Source organism: Curtobacterium sp. A7_M15, from assembly GCF_030705415.1.
Classification (GTDB): Bacteria; Actinomycetota; Actinomycetes; order Actinomycetales; family Microbacteriaceae; genus Curtobacterium.
Window position 1 is genome coordinate 79767 of sequence record NZ_JAUZED010000002.1, and the last position, 20596, is coordinate 100362.

Here is a 20596-nt window from a genome sequence, read left to right on the forward strand (position 1 = left end):
GGGGCGACACGTACGTTCCGAGTCAGCACCACCGGGACCACGGCGGTCCCGCACCGACACTGCACGGGAGCAGACCATGAGCGACACCGACGGCACCGCACCGAAGAACGACCCCGAGGGCACCCCGAAGCCGGACGGCCTCGGCGAGGACGGCACGATCCCCAACGAGCCGGACGGTCTCGCCGCGGGGCACGCCGGGGACGACTCGCACTTCAACCCGGAGGAGGACGACGGCGCGGAGTAGCCGTCCGGCAGTCGACGGGAGGCCCTGATCACGTTCCGCACGTTGCGGACGTGAGCAGGGCCTCCTGTCCCGGTCCGGGGTCACCAGGGGACGACGCCGGCGTCCTCGAAGAAGCCACCCCGCGGGCCGTCGTCCGGCAGGGTCGCGAGCCGCACCGCGGTCGCCGCGCCCTGCGCTGCCGTGCGGTCGCCCGCGAAGCCGTTGAAGTCCGTGGCCACGAGTCCCGGGCACGCCGCGTTGACGATGATCGGCGTGTCCACGAACGCCCGCGCGTACTGCGTCGTGATCCCGTTGAGGAAGGTCTTCGACGGGGAGTACGCGGCCATCACCGGTCCAGGCTGGCGGCCGAGGGACCCCATGCTGCTGGACGCGTTCACGATGCGCGGTGCGGGGGAGCGGCGCAACAGCGGCAGCATCGCGTTCGTCACGCGGACGACGCCGTAGACGTTCACGTCGACGACCTGGCGGACGACGTCGAGGTCGAGTGTCGTCGGGTCCTGTGTCCACGTCTCCGGGTCGAACGGCCCCGAGATCCCGGCGTTGTTCACGAGGACGTCGAGTCGGCCGAAGCGCTCCTCGACCGCTGCGGCGGCGTCCGCCACGCTCGCGTCGTCCGTGACGTCGAGCCGGACTCCGTGCGCGTCGACGCCGCTCGCGCGCAGTCGCTCGACCGCCTCGTCGCGTCCTGCATCGCTCCGCGCGCCGACGAGCACCCGCATCCCCGTCGCACCCAGCTGCTCCGCGATCGCGTACCCGATGCCCTTGTTCGCGCCGGTCACCAGCGCGGTCGTCTTGTCGTGTTCCATGTGCTCGATCGTCCGTCCGGGGTGGCGACGACGTCCAACACCGATCGGGTGCGTGGTGATACTCGTCGGGTATCGGTCGGCGTAGGCTGCCGTCGTGGACGACGTCGAGACGCGCGAGCTCCGGTACTTCGTCGCCGTGGCCGAGGAACTGCACTTCGGTCGTGCGGCGCTCCGGCTCGGGATGGCACAGCCGCCGTTGTCGCGCGCGATCCGTCAGCTCGAGGAACGCATCGGTGTCCGACTCTTCGACCGTGACCGTCGCGGCGTGACCCTGACCGACGCCGGGTCGGCGCTCCTGCGCGAGGCGCCCGTGGCCCTCGACGCCGTGCGCGCCGCCGTCCGCCGGACCCGACGCGCAGGGGCTCCGGAGCGGCGGCTCGTCCTGGCGACGAAGGCCGGGTCGTCGCACGAGTTCCTGCAGGCCCTGCTCGACGCGGCTCCCGAGGACGTGCCCGTCGACGTGGTGCTCTGCGAGATCGGCGAGCAGGCGGGACTCCTGCTCGACGGCACGGCGGACGTGGCGGTCATGCACCGGCCGTTCGACGACTTCGACGGGATCGAGTCGGTCGACCTGTACTCCGAGCCGCAGGTCGCGATCGTGCCCGCGTCGCACCCGCTCGCCGACCGGCGGTCCCTGACGATGGCCGAGGTCTCGTCGGTCCCCGACCTGCCGATGGCCCGGTGGCCGCTCGCCGACTGGACCTACCCGCCGGGCCCCGGGCCGGAGGTGCACTCGCAGTCCCAACTGGCGCAGCTCGTCGCGCTCGGCCGGACGCTGCTCGTCATCCCCCGGTCGAGCCGCGCCTGGCAGTGGCCCGAGCACGTCGCAGTACCGGTGCTCGACGCGCCGCTCGCGACGACGGTGCTCGGGTGGCCGGTCGGACGGGAGACACCGGCGATCGCACGGCTCGTCGAGACCGGGCTCCGGATCGGTGCGGGAGCGGGGGCGGTCAGCGCCTGAGCCGGGCGCGGGCCGGCGTCGCGCGCGGGTGCGGCGGACGGGCGCGATGCGGGTGCGGCGGACTCGGCGAGATGCGGGTGTGGCGGACTCGGAACGACGCGATCGACGTCGTACGACAGCGGGGATGTCGTTCGGGGGCCGACCCATCTCGGGGACCGGGCCACCCACCCTTACCGCGCCGACGCGCCAGCCGCACCCGACCACACGGCCGCCACCGGGACGTCGTGGCCGAGCACCGCGACCGCCGCCCGGTGCCCCGAGTACAGCGCGCCGGCCACCGTCGCCGGGTCGTCGGTCCACGTCGCCTCTCCGGCGAGGTGCAGCCGGCCCCCGATCGGCACCGCGAGGTCGTCGTGGTCGCTCGTGACCGACCCCGGCAGCATGTGCGCGTACGAGCCCCGAGCGAACGGGTCGTCCTGCCACGCCGTCACGAGCACGGAGGTCGGCGCGCCGACCCGGTCGCCGTACAGCCATCGGAGTTGCTCGAGCACGGAGTCCGCGACCCGCTCCGCGGACCAGCCCCGGATCGCGCGCGCCGCCGGACCGGCAGCGAAGGTGAGCAGCGTCGGCACCCCGTCGAGCCGCGTCAGGTCGTACCACGAGTGCCACCACCGACCCGCCGGGCCGAGCTGCCGGATCGCGTAGACGTCGTCGTCCCAGAACCGCTCCGGGAAGCGCAGGACGACCTTCTCGAACGCGTTCATCCGCAGCCGACCGAGTGCCTGCCGGTGCCGGGCGGGCAACGGGGGCTCGATCACGAGGTCGCTGGCCTGCAGCACCCCGACGGGCACCGTGACCACGACGGCCTCGGCGCGGAGCGGACCGCCGCTGCTCGTGACGACCACGCCGCCGCCCCCGTGGTCGATGCGCTCCACGACGTGTCCGAGCCGGAGGTCGAGTCCCGTGGCGAGGTGTGTCGGCAGCGCGTCGTAACCGTCGGGGAACACCACCTCGTCGCCCGCGATCGTGTCGTCGTCGAGCCCGTGCGCCGCGAGCTCGTCGCTGGCGACCCCGTACTGCTCCTCGCTCCGGTGCTCCAGGTGCTCGACGACCCGCTCCGCCCGTTCGGCGTCCCAGCCCTGCGCGGCGACGGCCCGTGCGACCACGTCGCGGTAGCTGTCGAGCGGCGCCGATCGCTCGATCTCGTCGGTCAGGGTGCGGTCGACCGTGCGCACGTCCTCGGCGAACCGGGCGGCCGCACCCGGAACGAGCCGACGACCGTCCGGCCCGTGGTAGGCGATCGGGCGGCTGTCGACCTGGTAGCCGCCGACGGTGAACTCGACGGTGCGGATGCCGAACGCTGCGACCGCGTCGGCGACGGCGTTGTCCTCGACGCCGTGGATCCACGAGGCGCCGAGGTCCGTCACGTGTCCGTCGGTCCGGTCGGTGTGGACCCGGCCACCGATCCGGTCACGAGCCTCGAGCACGACGACACGCTGCCCGGCCCCGGCGAGCACCCGTGCGGCGGCGAGTCCCGCCACGCCTGCACCGACCACGATGACGTCGGCGTCCTCCATGCTGGTGCTCCTCTCGGGACTGCATCAAGATTGACACAGCCAGGTGCGGAAATCGTTGCCGAGGTCTAGTTTCAGTGCTCGTATCCACAGAGTTGTGGAGCGACGGCGACGGTTTCCGTCGCACGCCATCGAGAGAGCGTGGTGGTCATGCGAGACGAACGGGTCGTGACGGTGTCGACCGCGACCGTCGGCACGGAGAAAGGACTGCGACCGGGGGCCATCGGCCTGGTCGGCAGCGTCGTCATGGGCATCTCCTCCACCGCGCCCGCCTACAGCCTGGCCGCGAGCCTCGGGTTGGTCGTGGCCAGCGGGGGAGCGCTCCTCGCCGGGGTGAAGGCCCCAGCGATCATGCTGCTCGCGTTCATCCCGATGTGGATGATCGCGGTGGCCTACCAGGAGCTGAACCGTGAGGACCCCGACTGCGGGACGACCTTCACCTGGGCGACCCGGGCGTTCGGTGCCGTCACCGGATGGCTCGGCGGGTGGGGGATCATCGCCGCGGACGTCATCGTGATGGCGAACCTCGCCCAGATCGCCGGCTCGTACGGGTACTCCTTCGTCGGCGTCCTCACGAACGATCCGGCGATCAGCGCCCTCGGCGACAGCACGCTCTGGTCGACCGTCGCCGGGGTGGCATGGATCGCCGTGATGACCGTCATCTGCTACGTCGGCGTCGAGGTGTCGGCTCGGCTGCAGTACGTCCTGCTCGGCATCGAGGTGCTCGTGCTCGTGATGTTCGCGGCGGTCGCACTCGGGCGGGTCGCCACCGGCAACGGCGTCGAGGGCTCGATCAGACCGTCACTGTCGTGGCTGTGGCCGAGCGGCATGGACTTCGGGTCGGTCATCGCGCCCGCCATGCTCACGGCGATCTTCATCTACTGGGGTTGGGACACCGCCGTCTCGCTCAACGAGGAGACGACGGACCCCGAGAAGACCCCGGGGCGGGCTGCCGTCATCAGCACCGTCCTGCTCCTCGTCATCTACGCCCTCGTGTCGATCGCGGCGATCTCGTTCGCCGGCGTCGGGACGAAGGGCATCGGCCTCGGTGCGCAGGGCAACGCGGACGACGTGTTCTCGGCCATCGGACCGGCGCTGTTCGGCAACTCGTTCCTCGGGCACGCGGCGATGGCGCTGCTGTCGTTCTCGATCCTTACCTCGGCGTCCGCCTCGACGCAGACCACGATCATGCCCACCGCCCGGACCTCGCTCTCGATGGCGGTCTACAAGGCCCTGCCGTCGCACTTCGCCCGGATCCACCGGCGCTTCCTCACGCCGACCTGGTCGACGATCGGGATGGGCGCCGCGTCGATCGGCTTCTACGTGCTGTTCACCGTGATCTCGACGAACCTCCTCACCGCGCTGATCGGTTCCGTCGGTCTGATGATCGCCTTCTACTACGGGCTGACCGGTTTCGCGTGCGTCTGGGTCTACCGGCGGACGCTCTTCAGCACCGTGCGGAACTTCCTCATGCGGGGGCTCGTCCCGCTGCTCGGCGGCCTGACGCTCGCGGTGACGTTCGTCTACGGACTGGTGCAGTTCGCCCGACCCGACTGGCTGCAGGGCGACGACGGCGAGGACGTCACGATCCTCGGCATCGGAGCGGTCGCCGTGGTGGGCGTCGGCGCGATCCTCATCGGTGTCGTGCTGATGGTCGTCTGGTGGGTACGGTCACCGGACTTCTTCCGAGGACGGACACTCACGAGCACGAGCAACATCCTCGTCCTCGACGGTTCTGGTGGCGTCCCGCAGCCGACCGTCATCGCACCTGACTTCTCGAACCTGCCGACGGGCAGCGTCGCTGTCGACGAGGAGACGGGCAAGCGGTTCCGGCGGACGCGTTCGCGTCGTCGCGACGATGAGTGAACTCGCGCCGCCGCGGACGGGAGGCGCGGGGCGGGCCCGCACCGTCCCTCCAGTCCATCGGCCGGTGGGTCAGCGCCGGTGTGCCGGCCGCCGCCCGAGGAGCACGTCGAGCACCCGCGAGAACCGCGGGCGCCGCGCCACCGTTGCCGTCTCGATCGACCGGGTCGGAGCGCGGAACGCGAGATCGTGCAGCATGTTCCGCTTCGAGCCGTCCCAGTTCGCGAACAGGTACGCGCCCCCGAGGAACGACATGCTCCGCACCGGGGTGCGCTTCCAGGAATCGGCCGCGACGTAGTACCCGGCGTGACCGGCGTGGATGTTCTTGATCACGGTGTCGACGTCGATGACGCTGGTCGTCGTCACGACGGCGGTGATGCCCGTTCGGTCACGGGCGACGTACTCGATGAGGTGTTCTGACACGAGGGCTCTTGGTCGGTGTTCGTGCCCGTCGTCGTCGGGGAAAGCGACACGACGAGGCATGGCCGGAATCGTCGTTGCTTCCGAACCGAAGAATACGCCGAGAATCCTGCACGACGCGAGGAGGAACCTGTGCTGATGCGTACCGTGACCAGAACAGGCGGGATCCTGTTCGCCGCCGTCCTCGCCGTCGTCCTGACCGGCTGCAGCGGTGGGACGAGCGCCGTCCCCACCGCCACCGCGACCCGCACGGTGACCGCGACGCCCACCGCCGTGGCCGAGAGCCCGTCGCCGTCGTCGACCCCGACCCCGACGTGCGGCCCGTCGAGCGGTGCCGAGGCGGCCGCTCAGCCGATCGCCGACCTCCCGCTGCCGGCCGGGCTCGAGGACGCGAAGTGGGACGCCGCGAACGCCGACACCTCCGGGTACGAGGCGTGCGCCCCGTTGTCGTGGGTCACGGTCAGCGTCGAACTCGCGACCGGGAGCTCGCCCGTGGCGATCCTGCTCTTCCACGACGGCCGGTACCTCGGCACCGCCACCAAGGAGCAGTACGGCTTCGTCCCGGACATCAGCCGGACCGACCCGTCGACGATCGCCGTCACCTATCACTACGCGAAGCCGGACGAGACCACGGCGGACGCGAGCGGGCGGACGAACGCGACCTTCCGGTGGGACGACGCAGCGGGGCGCGTGGTCATGACGGGGCAGACACCGCCGGAGGGATGAGACGGACCCCAGGGCCTGCCATGCTGGACGTCGTGCCGTTCCTCCGCTCCGCCTGGCCCGGTGTCGCGATCGCCCTCGTGATCGGGCTCGCCGCCACCGCCGTCGGCCACGCGGTCCCGGTCGTCGGCGGCCCCGTCCCCGCGGTCGTGCTCGGTGCCCTGGTCGGATGGCTCGTCCGGCGACGACGGCACGACGGCCGAGTCGGCACTGGCACCGGCGGCGATCTCGGCGCCCTCCAGCCCGGCGTGAAGTTCGCCTCGAGCCGCGTCCTGCAGTTCGCCGTCGTCCTGCTCGGTGCCCAGCTCTCGATCGGGTCCGTCCTCCGGATCGGTGCGGAGACCCTGCCCGTGATGCTGACGACCCTCGTCGTGTGCCTCGCCGCCGCGTGGGGGATCGGGCGGCTCCTGCGCGTCTCGAGCGCACTGCGCACGCTCATCGGAGTCGGCACCGGCATCTGCGGCGCCTCGGCCATCGCGGCAGTCACCCCCGTGATCGGTGCGGTGAGCGCCGACGTCGCGTACGCGATGTCGACGATCTTCCTGTGCAACATCGCCGCCGTCTTCGTCTTCCCCCTGGTCGGCCACGCGCTCGGACTCTCGCAGCACGCGTTCGGCGTCTTCGCGGGGACCGCGGTGAACGACACGTCATCGGTCGTGGCCACCGCGACGGTGTACGGGCGTCAGGCGACCGACACGGCGGTGGTCGTGAAGCTGGTCCGGACGCTCATGATCATCCCGATCGTCGTGGGGCTGGCCGGACTGGAGGCACGGCGCACCTCCCGCGAGCAGCCCACCCCCGACGAGCGGTCCGGTCGCGCCGGGGGCGTGGGCGTGTTCCGGTTGGTCCCGTGGTTCCTGATCGGGTTCCTCGTGGTCGTGCTGCTCCGCACCGTGGGTGTGCTGCCGGCCGCAGCCGCCCCGGGGTTCTCCACCGCGGCGACGTTCCTCATCACGGTGGCGCTCGCCGCGATCGGCGTCTCGACTGACTTCGGCGCGCTCCGGCGTGCGGGGTTCCGGCCGATGCTGCTCGGGATCGCACTGTGGGTGCTCGTCGCGGGGACGAGCCTCGGCGCGCAGGCGGTGTTCGGACTCCTCTGAACGAGGCCAATCCACCGACTGCGCCGCCGGACTCACACGATGCGGGAGTCGATCACCGCCCGGTCGCCCCGGTACCGCGAGAACCCGTACTCGACCGGGGTCCCGTCGGCCAGGCACATCAGTCGCTCGATGTGGAAGATCGCCTGCCCCGGATCGATGTCGAGCAGGTCGGCGCTCCACTGGTCGGCGTTCACGGTGCTGAGCAGCAACCGACGTGCGACCGGGCGCTGTCCCACCCGCCGGACGAGCACGTCCGGCACGTACTCGGTGAGCGGCTCCGACACGAGGTCCGGGAACCGCTCCTGCGGCACCCAGCTCGTCCGTACCCGGCTCGGCTCACCGTCGAACGAGATGAGGCTCTCCACGAAGTAGGCGTGGCTGCCGTTCATCTCGAGGTTCCGCCGGACGGTCTCGGGCGCCGGCACGAGCTGGACACACAGGTGCACGATGCTCAGCCGCGGGGAGTCGAACACACTGCCGCCGGTGTTCTCGCCGTAGATCGTCACCTCCTCGGTGGTCCGCGCGAGGCTGACCGAGGCGACCGGGCGCACGCCGAACGTGCCCGACCGCGGGGCACGGGTGAGCAGACGCTGTTCCTTGAGGAGCGTCAGTGCCGCGCGCAGCACGTTCCGCGTCGTGCCGTACAGGTCGAGGAGTTCCCACTCGTAGGGCAGCGGCCCGGTGAACCGTCCTGCGACGATGTCCGCGCGGATGAGGTCGGAGACCTGGCGGGCGGCGTCCGAGCGGCGGTTGAAGCCGATCCAGTGTCCGGGCGCGACGTCACCGACGGTCATGTCGGTCCAGGGCGGGACCGGACGACGTCCCACGCTCTCGTCGCCCAGGTCGTGTGGTGCGACGTCGGTCACGAGACCACCCCCACGGACGTGGTGTCACCGGTCCACCCGGCCCACCGCAGGAACTCACGGGCGAGGCGCACCGGGTAGTCGGGTGCCTGGATGTCGATGGACACGAACACCCGGCGGTAGAAGGTCGGGCCGCCGAGCAGGTCGACGGCGATCCCGAGGTCGACGTCGGGACGCAGGTCGCCGGCGTCCATCGCCCGCTGGAGCATCGCGTTCACCCGGACCCGTCGGTCGAGGTGCCACGCGGCGACGGCTTCGGCGACCCGGGGCTCGTGCGAGGCGAGCTCCACGATGAGCGGCAGCGCCCGACCGACCGGGGTCGCGACGAGGGCGTGGACCCAGCCGCGGGTGAGCCCGAGGACGCCCTCGTCGATCGGGGCGTCGAGGACCGTCGGGATCGACTCCTCCATCAGGCGGATGACGGTCTCGGTGAGGAGCACGTCGCGGCTGGGCCAGCGCCGGTAGATCGTCGCGGCTCCGACTCCGGCGGCGTCGGCGACCGCCCGGATCGTGAACGCGCGTGGGTCGCCCTCGGCGAGGATCGCGACGCACGCGGTGTACACGGCCTCGTCGACCGCGGCGTTCCGGGGGCGTCCGCGCACCGGGGTCTCGGTGCTCACGAGGCGCTCCAGTGCTCGAGGACACGGTCGATGCCCCAGACCTCGCCGATCTTCGCCTGGATGTCGAACAGGTTCGCCTCGTGCACGCTCGGCAGCCGGTCGCCCACGGCCTCGCGCACGACGATCGGCACGAAACCGTGCTGCATGGCGTCCGTCGCGGTGGCGCGGATGCAGCCGCTCGTCGAGAGCCCGGCGATGAAGAGCGTGTCCACGCCCCGTGCAACGAGGTCGGCGCCCAGCGAGGTCCCGAAGAACGCGCTCGGGTACTGCTTCGGCACGAGGGTGTCGCCTTCGACCGGTGCGAGTCCCTCGATGAAGCTCCCCGTGGACGCCCCGGGCAGGTACGCCGCGAGGGCGGGCACCTTCCGGAAGAACACCCCGGCGTTGGAGCCGTCGGGTGACAGCGCCATGGTCGTGACGGCGACGTGCACCCCGGCCTCCCGGGCCGCGGTCGTGAGCTCGCGCATCCGCTCGACGGGTTCCTCGACGCCGGCGTACAGCCCGCAGGCCGGGTCGACGTAGGCGTTCACCGGGTCGACGACGACGAGCGCCGCCCGTCGGCCCGGTTCGAGCGCACCGGTGTACCCGGCCGAGACGTAGTCGTCGTGGTCGTCGGTCATGCGGTCCTGCTTCCGTCGTGGGGCTGTTCGGTGGGGGCATGGAGGCGCGGCGCGATCCCGGCACGTCGGGCGGCGGTCGGTCCGTGCATGTGGTCGGTCCTCGTCGTGGCGGTCATGCGGTCGTCCCCGGCTCGGGCACCGGGCCGGACGTGTCCGGTCGGAGCGGTGCCTGCCGGTCCGGGGGCCCGAACGGGCCGAACGCGACGATGAGCGCACCGACGACGGCGCAGCCGGCGAACGTGAGCGCGGCCGCGCGCACGCCGTCGACGAAGGACTGGACGTCGGTCGCCGGCAGGCCGAGCAGACTGCCGTCGTACGCCGCGGCCTGCTGCGCGACGGACAACCCGCTCGTGGCGATCGCCAGACCGAGCGCGGTCGAGAAGAGGAATCCGGCGTTCTGGAGCGCCGAGCGGATGGCGTTCGCGATGCCGCGGCGGTGCTCCGGGACGCGGGTCATCAGGGCCGAGGTGCTCGGGGTCATGAACACCCCGGTGCCGACGCCCACCGCACCGAGTCCGACGGCCGTCACGGCGTAGGCGCCGTCGTCGGCGAGCGACCCCGCGAGGACTGCGGCCCCGACCGCGATGAGCAGCATGCCGATGGTGGACAGCGTGCGGGCGGGTACCCGGCGGGCGAGGACGCCGGCGCTCGCTGCGGCCACGGTCGTGCCGATCGGGGTGGGGAGCACCCAGAGCGCGGCCTCGACGGCGTCCTTGCCCGAGACGGCCTGGAACGACAGGGACGCCAGCAGGACGAGCGCGTAGCTGGACAGCGCGCAGAGCCCGGCGGCCGAGAAGAGCGTGATGGTCGCCCGGTCACGGAAGATCGCCGGATCGACGAGCGGGTGTGCGACCCGGCGCTGGGTCCACACGAACACCGCACCGAGCAGCACGGCGCCGGAGGCCATGGCGACGACCGGGGCGGCGGACCAGCCCGCGGAGCCGCCGACGGACACGGCGCCGACCAGCAGCCCGACGGCGGCCACGGACAGCACCGAGCCGGGGACGTCGAGTCGTTCACCGGATCGTGGCCGGGCGGTGCGGGGGATGAGTCGCACGGACCAGACGAGGCCCGCGAGCGAGATCGGGACCCCGGCGAGGAAGATCCACCGCCAGCCGAACGACTCCGCGACGAGGCCGCCGACGACCGGACCGATGACCTGTCCGACGGCGGCGACGGTGGCGTTCAGCCCGAGGCCGAGCGACAGGATCGACTCCGGGAACACGTCGGTGAGGAGCGCGGTGGTGTTCGTGACGATGGCGGCGGCACCGACACCCTGCACGAGTCGGGCGGCGAGCAGGACGGCGGCGTCCGGTGCCGCCCCGCACGCGAGCGAGGCGAGGAGGAAGACGAGGATCCCGGCGATGTACAGGCGGCGACGGCCGACGAGGTCCGCGATCCGGCCGAAGACGAGGATGAGCGTCGTCGTGGTGAGCATGTAGCTGAGCAGCACCCAGCTGGACTGCAGGGCGGAGGCGTCGAGGTCGCGGCTGACGTCGGGGAGCGCGACGAGCAGGGCGCTCGAGGAGATGAAGACGAGGACGACGCTCAGGCTCGACGCGCAGAGCACCTGCCACGCGCGTCGGCGGGCGCCGCCCTCGTCCGTGGTGCGGTCAGTGATCGGTCGACCCTCTCGTGACGGATGCCGGCGGCACCCGGTGGTGGTGGTCGGTGACCGTTTGGAACGCGGCGGCCGCGGACAGGACGAGTCGGTCGTCCCACGGTCGCGCGACGAGCTGCACACCGATCGGCAGCCCGTCCGGCGCGGTCCCGGCGGGCATCATGAGCGCCGGGAACCCCACGTAGTCGAAGACCCGGGTGTTCCGGGGGACCACGTCGTGCAGGTTGTACGGCACACCGTCGACCGTCATGGTGAGGTCGTCGAGGCGGGGCGCCGTGGCACCGATCCCCGGCGTGAGCACGACGTCGACCTCGGCCTCGTCCATGCGCGCCACCATCGCGGCCTGCACGAGCGGACGACGTCGGAGGGACCGGAGGTAGTCCGCGGCCGTCGGCGTGAACGCAACGTCGAACCGCGCGCGGGTACCGGCGTCGAACAGGTCGGCGGTGGCCGCGTTGGCCTCCTGGTTGGCCGCGAGCTCACCGTAGAAGACGGTCCAGCACTCGGCGTCGATCGCCTCGAGGTCGTCGAACTCGACCGGCACGATCTCCGCACCGAGCGCCGCGAACCGCTCGACCGCGGCCGCGTGCGCGTCGAGCACCGCGCGGTCCACCCGCTCGGTGAACCAGACCCGGGGCACGCCGATGCGCAGGCCCGCGATCCGTGCCGGCGCCGCCTCGACGAGCGGGACCGCCGTGTGCGTCGTGGGGTCCTGCCCGTCGCCACCGGCGATCAGGGCGAGCACGAGCGCGAGGTCCTCGGCCGTGCGGGCCATGGGGCCGACGTGGTCGAGCGTCCAGGACAGGCTCGCGACGCCGGTGCGCGGGACGAGGCCGTACGTCGGCTTGATGCCGGTCGTCCCGCAGAGCGCCGAGGGCACCCGGATCGACCCGCCGGTGTCCGTCCCGAGCGCGAGCGGGACGATGCGTGCGGCGAGCGCAGAGCCGGAGCCGGTCGACGACCCGCCGGTCCACCGCTCTGCGTCCCACGGGTTCCGGACGGCACCGTACCGGGCGTTGTGCGGGCCGCCGCAGGCGAACTCGGTCGTCGCCGCCATGAACACCGGGATCGCCCCGGCGGCACGGAGTCGCGCGACCACGGTGGCGTCGGCGGGGGCCACGCGGTCGCCGGTCTGCAGCGAGCCGCTCGTGACGACGGTCCCGGCGACGTCGATGATGTCCTTCACCGCGAACGGCACGCCCTCGAGCGGACGAGCCTCGCCAGCCGCCCAGCGCCGGGTCGACTCGGCGGCTGCCTGCTCGGCACCGTCGACGAGGCGGAGGACCGCGTCGGACCACACGTCGTCCGTCGACCAGGACGGGGCGAGGGCTGCGACGACCGCGGTGGGCGTGGTGGTGCCGTCGCGGTAGGCAGCGAGCAACTCGGTCACGCTCGCACCGGCGGGGTCGGACGCGGTGGACGCCGTGGACGCCCGACCGGAAGCGACCGGTGCCGTCGGTGTCGGCGCCGCATCGATCGCCGTCGCGAGGAGCCGGGTGAACAGCGCCTGGCTGTGCCCGGGCTCGGCCGCGAGCGACGACGGCGCCGCCGGGAGCGGGTTCGCGCGGCTGTCGTGCAGCGCCTGCTCCAGCTGGGGCGCGATCGTCCCGCGCACGACGGCGAACACGTCCGTCACGCCGGCACCGCCGCGGCGTGGGCGTCCGCGAGGTAGCGGAACACCCCTGCCTGTCGGTCCCGTCCGAGCGGGAAGTCCTCGCGTGCCGCGGCCACCTCGGCGACGTCGAGGGTCGCACGGATGACCGGGCCGGCCTCGTGCGCCGGGGCGGAGACCACGAGGTCGCCGCGGGGCGACACGATCGACGAGCGACCGAAGTAGCTCACGGTCTTGCCGTCCACGGTCTCCTCGCCCCCGCGGTTCGGGGCGACGACCCAGGTCTGCGTCTCGAGCGCACGCACCTGCAGCTCCTGCGTGAAGAGGGTCTCGCGGAACCCCATCGACGAGACGAGCACGAGCATCACCTCGGCGCCGGCCGCCCGTGATGCGAGCCAGTACTCGGGGAAGCTCCGGTCGTAGCAGATGAGCATGCCGAACCGGGTGCCGAGGGCGTCGAACACGACCGGCCCCGACCCCGGCGCGAAGTAGTGCTTCTCGTCGACGTCGGAGATGTCGTTCGTCGGGATCGACGTCTTCCGGTACGCCGGCACGCGGTCGCCGTGCACGTCGGTGCCGTGGATGAGGGTGCCGTCGGCGTCGATCAGGACGGCGCTGTTGTACTGGGCGTCGCCCGCGTCCTCGTAGAGGCCGAAGACGACCGCGGTCCCGAAGCGCCGCGCGGCCTCGGCGAACCGGGCGGTCGCGGGTCCGGGCACGGACTGCGCCCAGGCCTTGCGGCTGTCGTTGCGGACGCCGCAGAAGTACGGCGTCGTGGTGAGCTCGGGGAAGACCACGAGGTCGGCGCCCTCGGCGGCCTGCTCGAACAGCGCGATGAGACCGTCGAGCGCGGCATCGCCGTTGGCTGGGATCTGTCCGGCCTGGACGACGGCGACCTCGAGGACCGGGCGCTCCGTCGCGGCCGTCACGCCGTCACCGCGCTCGGGGCGACGGACTGGACGCCCTCGCGGGTGCGCATGAGCGGCTGGATGCGGGTGCCGAAGTCGTCCATGCCCTGCAGGAAGTCGTCGAACACGAGCATGATGCCCTTGGTGCCCGCGACGTCGGCGGCCTCGTCGAGCATCGCGGCGACGTGCTCGTAGGAGCCGACGAGCGTGCCCATGTTCATGTTCACGGCACCCTCCGGCAGCGAGATCCGCTTCGCGGTGTTGCCGTCCTCGCCGTTCGCGTCGGTGAGCGCCTGCCCGGTCATCCAGGCGATGGCCTCGACGTCCACGCCGTCGCTGTACCGCTGCCACTTCTCCTGCGCGGCCTCGTCGGTCTCGTCGGCGATCACCATGAAGAGCACGTAGGAGCCGACGTCGCGTCCGGTCTCCTCGCGGGCCTCGAGGAGTGCCTTGTTCTGCTCGGCGTACGCGGTCGGGGTGTTCACACCGACGCCCATCGAGAAGTTGTAGTCGGAGTACCGGGCGGCGAACGCCATGCCCTGCGAGGACTGCCCGGCCGAGACGATCGGGATGTGCGAGGTCGGCTTCGGCAGCATCCGGCAGTCGTCCATCTGGAAGTACTCGCCGTGGAAGTTGCTGACGCCGTCCTCCCACAGCTCCTTCATGACCTGCATGTACTCGGTCTGGTAGGCGTACCGGCGCTTGAAGTGCACCTCGTCGCCCGGCCAGAGCCCCATCTGGTCGTACTCCGCCTTCTGCCACCCGGCGACGAGGTTCAGCCCGAAACGCCCGTGCGAGATCGAGTCGATCGTCGCGGCCATGCGCGCGGCGATCGCCGGCGGGATCGTGAGGACGGCGGTGGTGGCGAACAGTCGGATGCGCTCCGTCCGGGCAGCGAGTCCGGCCATCAGGGTGAAGGATTCGAGGTTCTCGTCCCAGAACCCGCTCGGGCCGCCGAACCCGCGCAGCTTGATCATCGACAGGGCGAAGTCGAAGCCGTACGACTCGGCCTTCTGCACGATCTCGAGGTTGAGGTCGAACGAGGGCTTGTACTGCGGAGAGGTGGTGGAGATGAGCCAGCCGTTGCTGCCGATCGGGATGAAGACTCCGATGTCCATGGGGGACTCGCTTTCTGTGTGTGGTCGATGGGTCAGGACTGCTTCGCGGCGGCCTTGGCGGCGCTCGCGACGGAGTGCCGCCGGATCGTCTGGGAGACCGCGACGGCGACGATGAGCGCGCCGCCGTAGAACAGCTGCTGGACGAAGTTGTCGGCGCCGAGCATCTGCAGCCCGACGACGCCGGAGAAGAGGAAGTAGACGGCGATGAAGGTGCCGATGGCGTTGAAGCGCCCGGGGATGATCGCGGTGGCCCCGAGGTAGCAGGCCGCGAACGCGGGGAGCAGGAAGGACTGCCCGCTGGAGGGATCCGCACCGCCGAGGGTGCCGGCGTAGACCACGCCGGCGACCGCCGCGGTGAGGCCGGCGCCGACGAACGCGCCGACGCGGAGCCGGCGGACGTTGAGGCCCGAGAGCTCGGCGACGGTCCGCCCGGTGCCGACGAACAGCAGCCGTCGGCCGACCGGCGTCGCGCTCAGGACGACGAGGACGACCACTGTGGCGATCAGGCCGTAGACGAAGGCCAGGGGCAGCCCGGCGAGCCCGCGCCACCCGACGGTCGCCTGCACGAGTGCCGGGTCGACGCCGGTCACGGACGAGGACGCGCTCATCCACTGGATGATCCCGATCATGAACGTCGAGGTGCCGAGCGTCACGATGAACGAGTCGATCCGGAACGCGACCGTGAGCAGGCCGTTGACCAGTCCGACGACCACCCCGATCGCCACGCCGACCAGGATCGCGGGCAGCAGCGGGACGTCCATCTTCGCGTTGAGGACGGCGATCGTCATGGCGGAGAGCGACATCGTCGAGGCGCCGGACAGGTCGAACTCGCCCGCGGTCAGCGGGAACAGGAAGCCCAGCGCCAGGATGAGCAGCACCGACTGGGACCCGAGGATGTTCTGCAGGTTCCCCAGCGTCGGGTAGGTGTCCGGCAGCGCGATGCTGAACGCGATCACGATGACGAGCCAGGCGCCGAGCAGGGCGTAGCGCTCGGTGTGCCCCCACGAGAAGCGCGGGCGGGTGGGGCGGACGATCGAGGTGTCGAGGACGGGTTCGGCGGTGGTGGACATCAGGCGGTCTCCTTGACGGGGGAGGGATCGGCGGAGGAGTCGACGGGGGAGGAGGGAGCGGGATCGACCAGGCTCGCGACGACGGCCGCCGCGATGACGTCGCGGTCGATCCGGTCCCCGGTGAGCACGTCGTGCACGCGGCCGTGGGCGAGGACCACGACCCGGTCGCACATCTGCGCGAGCTGGTCGTAGTCGGTCGAGGCGCAGAGGATCGAGACGCCCTGGTCGGCGGTCCGGCGGAGCATCGAGAAGATCGCGGCGCGGGCGCCGACGTCGATGCCCTGCGTCGGTTCCTGGAGCAGCACGAGCCGCGGGTCGTCCTGCATCCACTTCGCGAGGACGGCCTTCTGCTGGTTGCCGCCGGACAGCGTGCCGAACAGTGCGGACGGGTCGGCGGGCCGGACGTCCCAGTCGCGGACGAGGGCCTCGACGTGCGACCGCTCCCGCGCCGGCGACAGGCCGAGCAGTCCGCGGAGCTTCCCGAGCACGGGCAGCGTCACGTTCTGTTCGACGGACAGGGTCAGGGCACCGCCCTCACGCTTGCGGTCGGCGGGGACGTACACGACCCCGCGGGCGATCGAGGTCGCCGGGCTGGCGGCACGGAGGTCGACCGTGGCATCACGGACCGTGAGGGTCCCGGTCGCCGCCCGTGCGCCGTACAGGCCGGGCAGCACGTCCTCGACGCCCGAGCCGGCGAGCCCGGTGATGCCGACGACCTCGCTGTCCGCGACGTCGAACGAGAGCCCGTCGACGACACCGGTCCGGAGGTCCCGCACGGCCACGACCGCATCGCCCGTGGTGGCGGGACGGCCACTGCGTGCGGCCGCGTCCTCCAGCCCTCGGCCGACGATGAGCGAGACGAGCTCGTCGGCGGTCGTGGTCGCGGTGTCGCGGTGCGCCTGGACCCGACCGGCCCGGAGGACCGTGACGCGGTCGGCGTGCTCGAGGACCTCGGACATGTCGTGGGACACGAGGAGGGCCGACGTGCGGCCGTCGGACACCAGGTCCTTGACGACGCGGAAGAGCAGATCCGCGTCCTCCTTCGGCAGGAACACGGTCGGTTCGTCGAGCACGATGAGCGCCCGGTCGTCACCCAGCTCGGCGACCGCCCGCAGGATCGCGACGAGTGCCTTCTGCGTGTCCGTCAACTCCTCGATCCGGGCGCGCGGGTCGATCTCCACGCCGTAGCGGGCGAAGAGCTCCGCGGCGGCCCGGTGCTCGGCGCCCCAGCGGACGAACGGTCCGCGGCCGGCGACGACCGTGGCGAGCCGGAGGTTCTCGGTCACGCCGAGCGAGGGCACGAGGGCCAGGTCCTGGTGGACGAAGCTGATGCCGACGCGGCGGAAGTACCCGGGAGGCACCGGCAGCGGGAGCCGGGAGCCGCGGACCTCGATCGTCGCCCCTGCGTCCGGCGCGTAGGTGCCCGACAGGATCTTGATGAGGGTCGACTTGCCGGAGCCGTTCTCGCCGAGCAGCGCGTGCACCTGGCCCGGACGGACCTCGAGTTCGACGTCGTCGAGTGCGGTGAGCCCGCCGAACCGCTTGGTGAGGCCGGTGATCCGCAGGACGGGTGCGGTGGTCGCACCGACCTCGGCGACCGCAGCGGACGCTGCGGGGCTGCGCCGTGCCTCCCGGGTGGCGCTCACTTCGCCCGACCCCAGATCTCCTCGTACCCGGACTTGTACGCGTCGCCGTAGCCCTTGCTCGGCGCCGGCGGGGTCCCCGCTTCGTCGACGTTGTCCTTCGTGAAGACCTTCAGCGGGGTCTTCTCGTCGCCGTCCTCGATGATCGGGCTGTCGGTCAGGATGCGGCCGGCCTGGTCGAGCGTGGCGTAGGCGAGCCATTCCATGTTCTCGCCGATGTCCATCGTCATGACGTTGCCCTCCTGCAGGATCTTCATCACCGCAGGCGTCCCGTTGTACGAGGACGTGAACACCTGGCCGGTCTTGCCGGCCGCCGTCACCCCGGCCTCGACGAAGAGGGCCATCGAGTCGTACACGGGCAGGACGTAGTCGAGGTTCGGGTCCGACTGGATCGCGGACTGCACCGTCGACGAGATCTTCGTCGCCCAGTCGGCGACCGGCACGTTCGTCACCTTCACCTTGCAGCCCGAGCAGTACTCGTCGAACTCCTCCTGCATGGCCTTGACGATGCCGTCGGACGGCGGGACCTCCGACGAGGTGATGATGAGCACGTCGCCCGCACCCTTCGTCTCCTTGATCGCCCAGTCGGCGTTGAGCTTCGCCGCCTCGTGGAAGGGCGCGGTCACCTGGGCGGCGACGAGGTCCTGCAGCTGGTCGGGGAGCGCCTCACCCGTCTGGTACGTGTGGCTGATGAGCACCGGGATCCCGGCGGCCTTCGCGCGCTTGAGGGCCGGGACGATGAGCTCACCGTTGACGCCCTGCGCGAGGACGATGATGTCCGCTCCGCGGCTGATCGCCTGGTCGATGCCGGCGGACTGCTCGGTCGGCGTGCCCTGGTTCGTGTACTCGATCCACTTCGCGCCGTACGACTCCGCCAGCGCCTTCCCGGCTTCGTCGACCGAGACGATGAACGGCACGGCCGAGGAGTTCGGGATGTTGAAGATCGTCTTGCCGGCGATCTTCGACATGTCGAACGGCTTGCCCTCGAAGGTGAACTCCGGGTCGACGCTCGCGGCCGTGATCTGGCTCGTGGCGTGCTCGACCCCGGCGGAGTCGTCGGCCGAGCCGCTCGAGGCCGACGAGGTGGCGGAGCAGGCGGACAGGAAGAGCACGCCGGACAGGGCGGCGGCGAGGATCGCGGGACGAGCGAGCCGTGTTCGGGTGGGTGCGGGGGACGACATCGGTCGAGGACCTCCAGGACGTGGTGCGGGGACGGGTGACAGGTGCGGGTACTGCCGGTGCTGCGGGTACGCCGAACACCCCGCGGCGCGGGGTGGGTGTGACGACGAAGGGCGTTTCGTCACGTCGGGGTGGGAGAGCGCTCCGCCGGGGGCGATGCGTCGGGGATGACGGGGCCGCTCCGGTGGGGCTGATGCGAATGTAACGGGCAGCCGACCGCCAGCGGGCGCCGGGGGGTAACGGTCCTGTTAGGCGTTTGTTTCGCCGGTGTTAGGCCACCGTCACCGCGGCGTCGGGGAGCCGCCGCGGCGCACCGTTCCGGGGTCGTCGATCGCGCCGCCCCAGCCCGCGACGGCGGGGATCCGCGCGTCCGTGCGGCGGCGTCGCCCGGGCGAAACACCCCGGAAGCAATCGCGCCGACTTCCGGTAACGCGTCTCTCACAAGTCGACTGCCCACCGGGCGGACGGCGCTGGCGGAATGCGCCGGGCCGGTCCAGCGCGGCGCCCGCTGACCAGGACATTCCGCGGGGTGCGGCCCGGGTGCCCTGGCGTAACCCATCCGATACGGCCGCGCCACGGAGGCGAAACGAACGACGGATGGACTGCACTCGCACACCGTCCCCGACCGCAGGAGCAGTCCGATGATCACCACCGTCGTCGCCGGCAACCCCAAGCCGGCATCGCGGACGCTCGACGCGGCGACGGTCGTGCTCGACCGCCTCACCGGTCGAGCGCCCGACCACGTCGTCGACGTGGTCGAGCTCGGCCCGGGCCTGCTCGGGTGGGGCGACGACGCCGTGTCCGACGCGGTGCGGACCGTCGCCACGTCGGACCTCGTCGTCGTCGCGTCGCCCACGTTCAAGGCGACCTACACCGGCGTCCTCAAGCTCTTCCTCGACCAGTTCGGCACCGGTGACGGACTCGCCGGGGTCGTCGCCGTCCCGCTCATGCTCGGTGCCGGCCCCGCGCACGCCCTCGCACCCGAGGTCTTCCTCAAGCCCGTGCTCGTCGAGCTCGGCGCGACCGTCCCGGCTCCGGCCCTGTACCTCAACGACAAGCAGTACTCCGAGCCCGCATCGACCGACGTCTGGCTCGCCCGGTGGCGCGACGTCGTCCTCGGCGCGGCCGCGAGCCTCCAGGAAGGAACCCGCTCATGATCAGCCCCTACTCGACCGAGGCCCCCGACCTCACCGCCCTCCGCCAGGCGTTCTCCGGCTTCCCCTGCGGCGTCGCGGCGCTCGCCGCCGTCGTCGACGACGAGCCCACCGTGCTCGTCGCCTCGTCGTTCACCGTGGGGGTGTCGCAGGACCCGCCACTCGTGATGTTCGCAGTCCAGCACACGTCCTCGACGTGGCCGGTGCTGCGCGCGGCGGACACGATCGGCGTCTCGATCCTCGGCGAGGGGCACGCGCAGGTCACCCGGCAGCTCGCGTCGAAGGACAAGTCGGTGCGGTTCGTCGGCGTCGACACGACCGTCTCCGAGTCAGGGTCGGTGTTCCTCGAGGGTGCTCCGATCTGGCTCGAGTGCGCCGTCGAGCACACCTACCCGGCCGGCGACCACGACATCGTCGTGCTGCGGGTCCTCGGCCTCATGTCGGACTTCGCGCACAGCCCGCTGGTCTGGCACCGGTCCGCCTTCGCGACGCTGAGCGCCTGAGCGCGCTGACGCCGGACGGGAGGCGCGGTGCGGGTGAGCAGATCTGCTCACCCG

General features: G+C 71.7%; 20 protein-coding genes. 7 read left to right on the plus strand and 13 right to left on the minus strand.

Features of this window, described 5'->3' with window-relative positions:
• Positions 1–76 precede the first annotated feature (76 nt).
• A complete protein-coding gene (locus Q7F20_RS00930; protein ID WP_305738237.1) occupies positions 77–244 on the plus strand; it encodes a hypothetical protein in 168 nt (55 codons plus the stop codon).
• An 80-nt stretch (positions 245–324) separates the two neighbouring features.
• Here Q7F20_RS00930 and Q7F20_RS00935 read toward each other — a convergent pair whose 3' ends face one another.
• Positions 325–1050 (minus strand): SDR family NAD(P)-dependent oxidoreductase, encoded by a 726-nt coding sequence (locus Q7F20_RS00935; protein WP_305738238.1) that lies wholly within the window; start codon positions 1048–1050, stop codon positions 325–327.
• Between the two features lie 94 nt (positions 1051–1144).
• Between Q7F20_RS00935 and Q7F20_RS00940 the strand changes: the two genes are divergently transcribed.
• Positions 1145–2011 (plus strand): LysR family transcriptional regulator, encoded by an 867-nt coding sequence (locus tag Q7F20_RS00940; protein ID WP_305738239.1) that lies wholly within the window; start codon positions 1145–1147, stop codon positions 2009–2011.
• Positions 2012–2181: 170 nt separating this feature from the next.
• Here the strand turns inward: Q7F20_RS00940 and Q7F20_RS00945 are convergent, their stop codons facing one another.
• Positions 2182–3528, minus strand: a complete 1347-nt coding sequence (locus Q7F20_RS00945; RefSeq protein WP_305738240.1) for an NAD(P)/FAD-dependent oxidoreductase — start codon at positions 3526–3528, stop codon at positions 2182–2184.
• Positions 3529–3675: 147 nt separating this feature from the next.
• Here Q7F20_RS00945 and Q7F20_RS00950 point away from each other — a divergent pair, with 147 nt between their 5' ends.
• Positions 3676–5391, plus strand: coding sequence for an APC family permease (locus Q7F20_RS00950; protein ID WP_305738241.1), 1716 nt, complete (start codon positions 3676–3678; stop codon positions 5389–5391).
• Positions 5392–5460: 69 nt separating this feature from the next.
• Here Q7F20_RS00950 and Q7F20_RS00955 read toward each other — a convergent pair whose 3' ends face one another.
• Entirely contained in the window at positions 5461–5811 is a 351-nt protein-coding gene (locus tag Q7F20_RS00955) for a hypothetical protein (protein WP_305738242.1), read from the minus strand.
• 144 nt (positions 5812–5955) lie between these two features.
• Here Q7F20_RS00955 and Q7F20_RS00960 point away from each other — a divergent pair, with 144 nt between their 5' ends.
• Positions 5956–6534 carry an LppP/LprE family lipoprotein gene (locus tag Q7F20_RS00960; protein ID WP_305738243.1) on the plus strand — a complete coding sequence of 193 codons (579 nt, stop codon included), beginning with the start codon at positions 5956–5958 and terminating at the stop codon, positions 6532–6534.
• Between the two features lie 20 nt (positions 6535–6554).
• Positions 6555–7631, plus strand: coding sequence for a YeiH family protein (locus Q7F20_RS00965; RefSeq protein WP_305738244.1), 1077 nt, complete (start codon positions 6555–6557; stop codon positions 7629–7631).
• A gap of 32 nt (positions 7632–7663) precedes the next feature.
• Here the strand turns inward: Q7F20_RS00965 and Q7F20_RS00970 are convergent, their stop codons facing one another.
• The 10 genes from Q7F20_RS00970 to Q7F20_RS01015 all read right to left on the minus strand — a co-directional run bounded on the left by Q7F20_RS00970 (position 7664) and on the right by Q7F20_RS01015 (position 18887).
• Positions 7664–8497, minus strand: a complete 834-nt coding sequence (locus Q7F20_RS00970) for a GntR family transcriptional regulator (RefSeq protein WP_305738245.1) — start codon at positions 8495–8497, stop codon at positions 7664–7666.
• Positions 8494–9114: a TetR-like C-terminal domain-containing protein gene (locus tag Q7F20_RS00975; RefSeq protein WP_305738246.1), complete on the minus strand. Its 621-nt coding sequence runs from the start codon at positions 9112–9114 to the stop codon at positions 8494–8496. The genes Q7F20_RS00970 and Q7F20_RS00975 overlap by 4 nt, the downstream gene beginning before the upstream one ends.
• The gene (locus Q7F20_RS00980) at positions 9111–9734 is read right to left on the minus strand and encodes an isochorismatase family protein (protein WP_305738247.1); all 624 of its coding nucleotides are present in this window, start codon (positions 9732–9734) and stop codon (positions 9111–9113) included. Before Q7F20_RS00980 ends, Q7F20_RS00975 begins: the two co-directional genes overlap by 4 nt.
• Positions 9735–9846: 112 nt before the next feature.
• Positions 9847–11304 (minus strand): MFS transporter, encoded by a 1458-nt coding sequence (locus tag Q7F20_RS00985; protein WP_305738248.1) that lies wholly within the window; start codon positions 11302–11304, stop codon positions 9847–9849.
• A 43-nt stretch (positions 11305–11347) separates the two neighbouring features.
• On the minus strand, positions 11348–12991 hold the full coding sequence (locus tag Q7F20_RS00990; RefSeq protein WP_305738249.1) for an amidase: 1644 nt from the start codon (positions 12989–12991) through the stop codon (positions 11348–11350).
• Positions 12988–13896 (minus strand): carbon-nitrogen hydrolase family protein, encoded by a 909-nt coding sequence (locus Q7F20_RS00995; protein WP_305738250.1) that lies wholly within the window; start codon positions 13894–13896, stop codon positions 12988–12990. Before Q7F20_RS00995 ends, Q7F20_RS00990 begins: the two co-directional genes overlap by 4 nt.
• On the minus strand, positions 13893–14993 hold the full coding sequence (gene rutA, locus Q7F20_RS01000) for a pyrimidine utilization protein A (protein WP_305738251.1): 1101 nt from the start codon (positions 14991–14993) through the stop codon (positions 13893–13895). The genes Q7F20_RS00995 and rutA overlap by 4 nt, the downstream gene beginning before the upstream one ends.
• Positions 14994–15025: 32 nt before the next feature.
• Positions 15026–16063: an ABC transporter permease gene (locus Q7F20_RS01005; protein ID WP_305738252.1), complete on the minus strand. Its 1038-nt coding sequence runs from the start codon at positions 16061–16063 to the stop codon at positions 15026–15028.
• Complete coding sequence (locus tag Q7F20_RS01010; protein WP_305738253.1) at positions 16063–17709, minus strand: sugar ABC transporter ATP-binding protein; 1647 nt, start codon at positions 17707–17709, stop codon at positions 16063–16065. Before Q7F20_RS01010 ends, Q7F20_RS01005 begins: the two co-directional genes overlap by 1 nt.
• Positions 17706–18887: a sugar ABC transporter substrate-binding protein gene (locus tag Q7F20_RS01015; protein WP_305738254.1), complete on the minus strand. Its 1182-nt coding sequence runs from the start codon at positions 18885–18887 to the stop codon at positions 17706–17708. Before Q7F20_RS01015 ends, Q7F20_RS01010 begins: the two co-directional genes overlap by 4 nt.
• Before the next feature lie 639 nt (positions 18888–19526).
• Between Q7F20_RS01015 and Q7F20_RS01020 the strand changes: the two genes are divergently transcribed.
• On the plus strand, positions 19527–20042 hold the full coding sequence (locus Q7F20_RS01020) for an NADPH-dependent FMN reductase (protein ID WP_305738255.1): 516 nt from the start codon (positions 19527–19529) through the stop codon (positions 20040–20042).
• A complete protein-coding gene (locus Q7F20_RS01025; RefSeq protein WP_305738256.1) occupies positions 20039–20542 on the plus strand; it encodes a flavin reductase family protein in 504 nt (167 codons plus the stop codon). Before Q7F20_RS01020 ends, Q7F20_RS01025 begins: the two co-directional genes overlap by 4 nt.
• Positions 20543–20596 lie beyond the last annotated feature (54 nt).

Excerpts from the sequence above, each read along its gene's own strand:
- Q7F20_RS00965 (WP_305738244.1), top strand. The coding sequence starts at position 6,555 with ATGCTGGACGTCGTGCCGTTCCTCCGCTCCGCCTGGCCCGGTGTCGCG.
- Q7F20_RS00980 (WP_305738247.1), bottom strand. The coding sequence starts at position 9,734 with ATGACCGACGACCACGACGACTACGTCTCGGCCGGGTACACCGGTGCG.
- Q7F20_RS00950 (WP_305738241.1), top strand. The coding sequence starts at position 3,676 with ATGCGAGACGAACGGGTCGTGACGGTGTCGACCGCGACCGTCGGCACG.
- Q7F20_RS00945 (WP_305738240.1), bottom strand. The coding sequence starts at position 3,528 with ATGGAGGACGCCGACGTCATCGTGGTCGGTGCAGGCGTGGCGGGACTC.
- rutA (WP_305738251.1), bottom strand. The coding sequence starts at position 14,993 with ATGGACATCGGAGTCTTCATCCCGATCGGCAGCAACGGCTGGCTCATC.
- Q7F20_RS01015 (WP_305738254.1), bottom strand. The coding sequence starts at position 18,887 with ATGTCGTCCCCCGCACCCACCCGAACACGGCTCGCTCGTCCCGCGATC.
- Q7F20_RS00935 (WP_305738238.1), bottom strand. The coding sequence starts at position 1,050 with ATGGAACACGACAAGACGACCGCGCTGGTGACCGGCGCGAACAAGGGC.
- Q7F20_RS01005 (WP_305738252.1), bottom strand. The coding sequence starts at position 16,063 with ATGTCCACCACCGCCGAACCCGTCCTCGACACCTCGATCGTCCGCCCC.
- Q7F20_RS01025 (WP_305738256.1), top strand. The coding sequence starts at position 20,039 with ATGATCAGCCCCTACTCGACCGAGGCCCCCGACCTCACCGCCCTCCGC.
- Q7F20_RS01020 (WP_305738255.1), top strand. The coding sequence starts at position 19,527 with ATGATCACCACCGTCGTCGCCGGCAACCCCAAGCCGGCATCGCGGACG.
- Q7F20_RS00930 (WP_305738237.1), top strand. The coding sequence starts at position 77 with ATGAGCGACACCGACGGCACCGCACCGAAGAACGACCCCGAGGGCACC.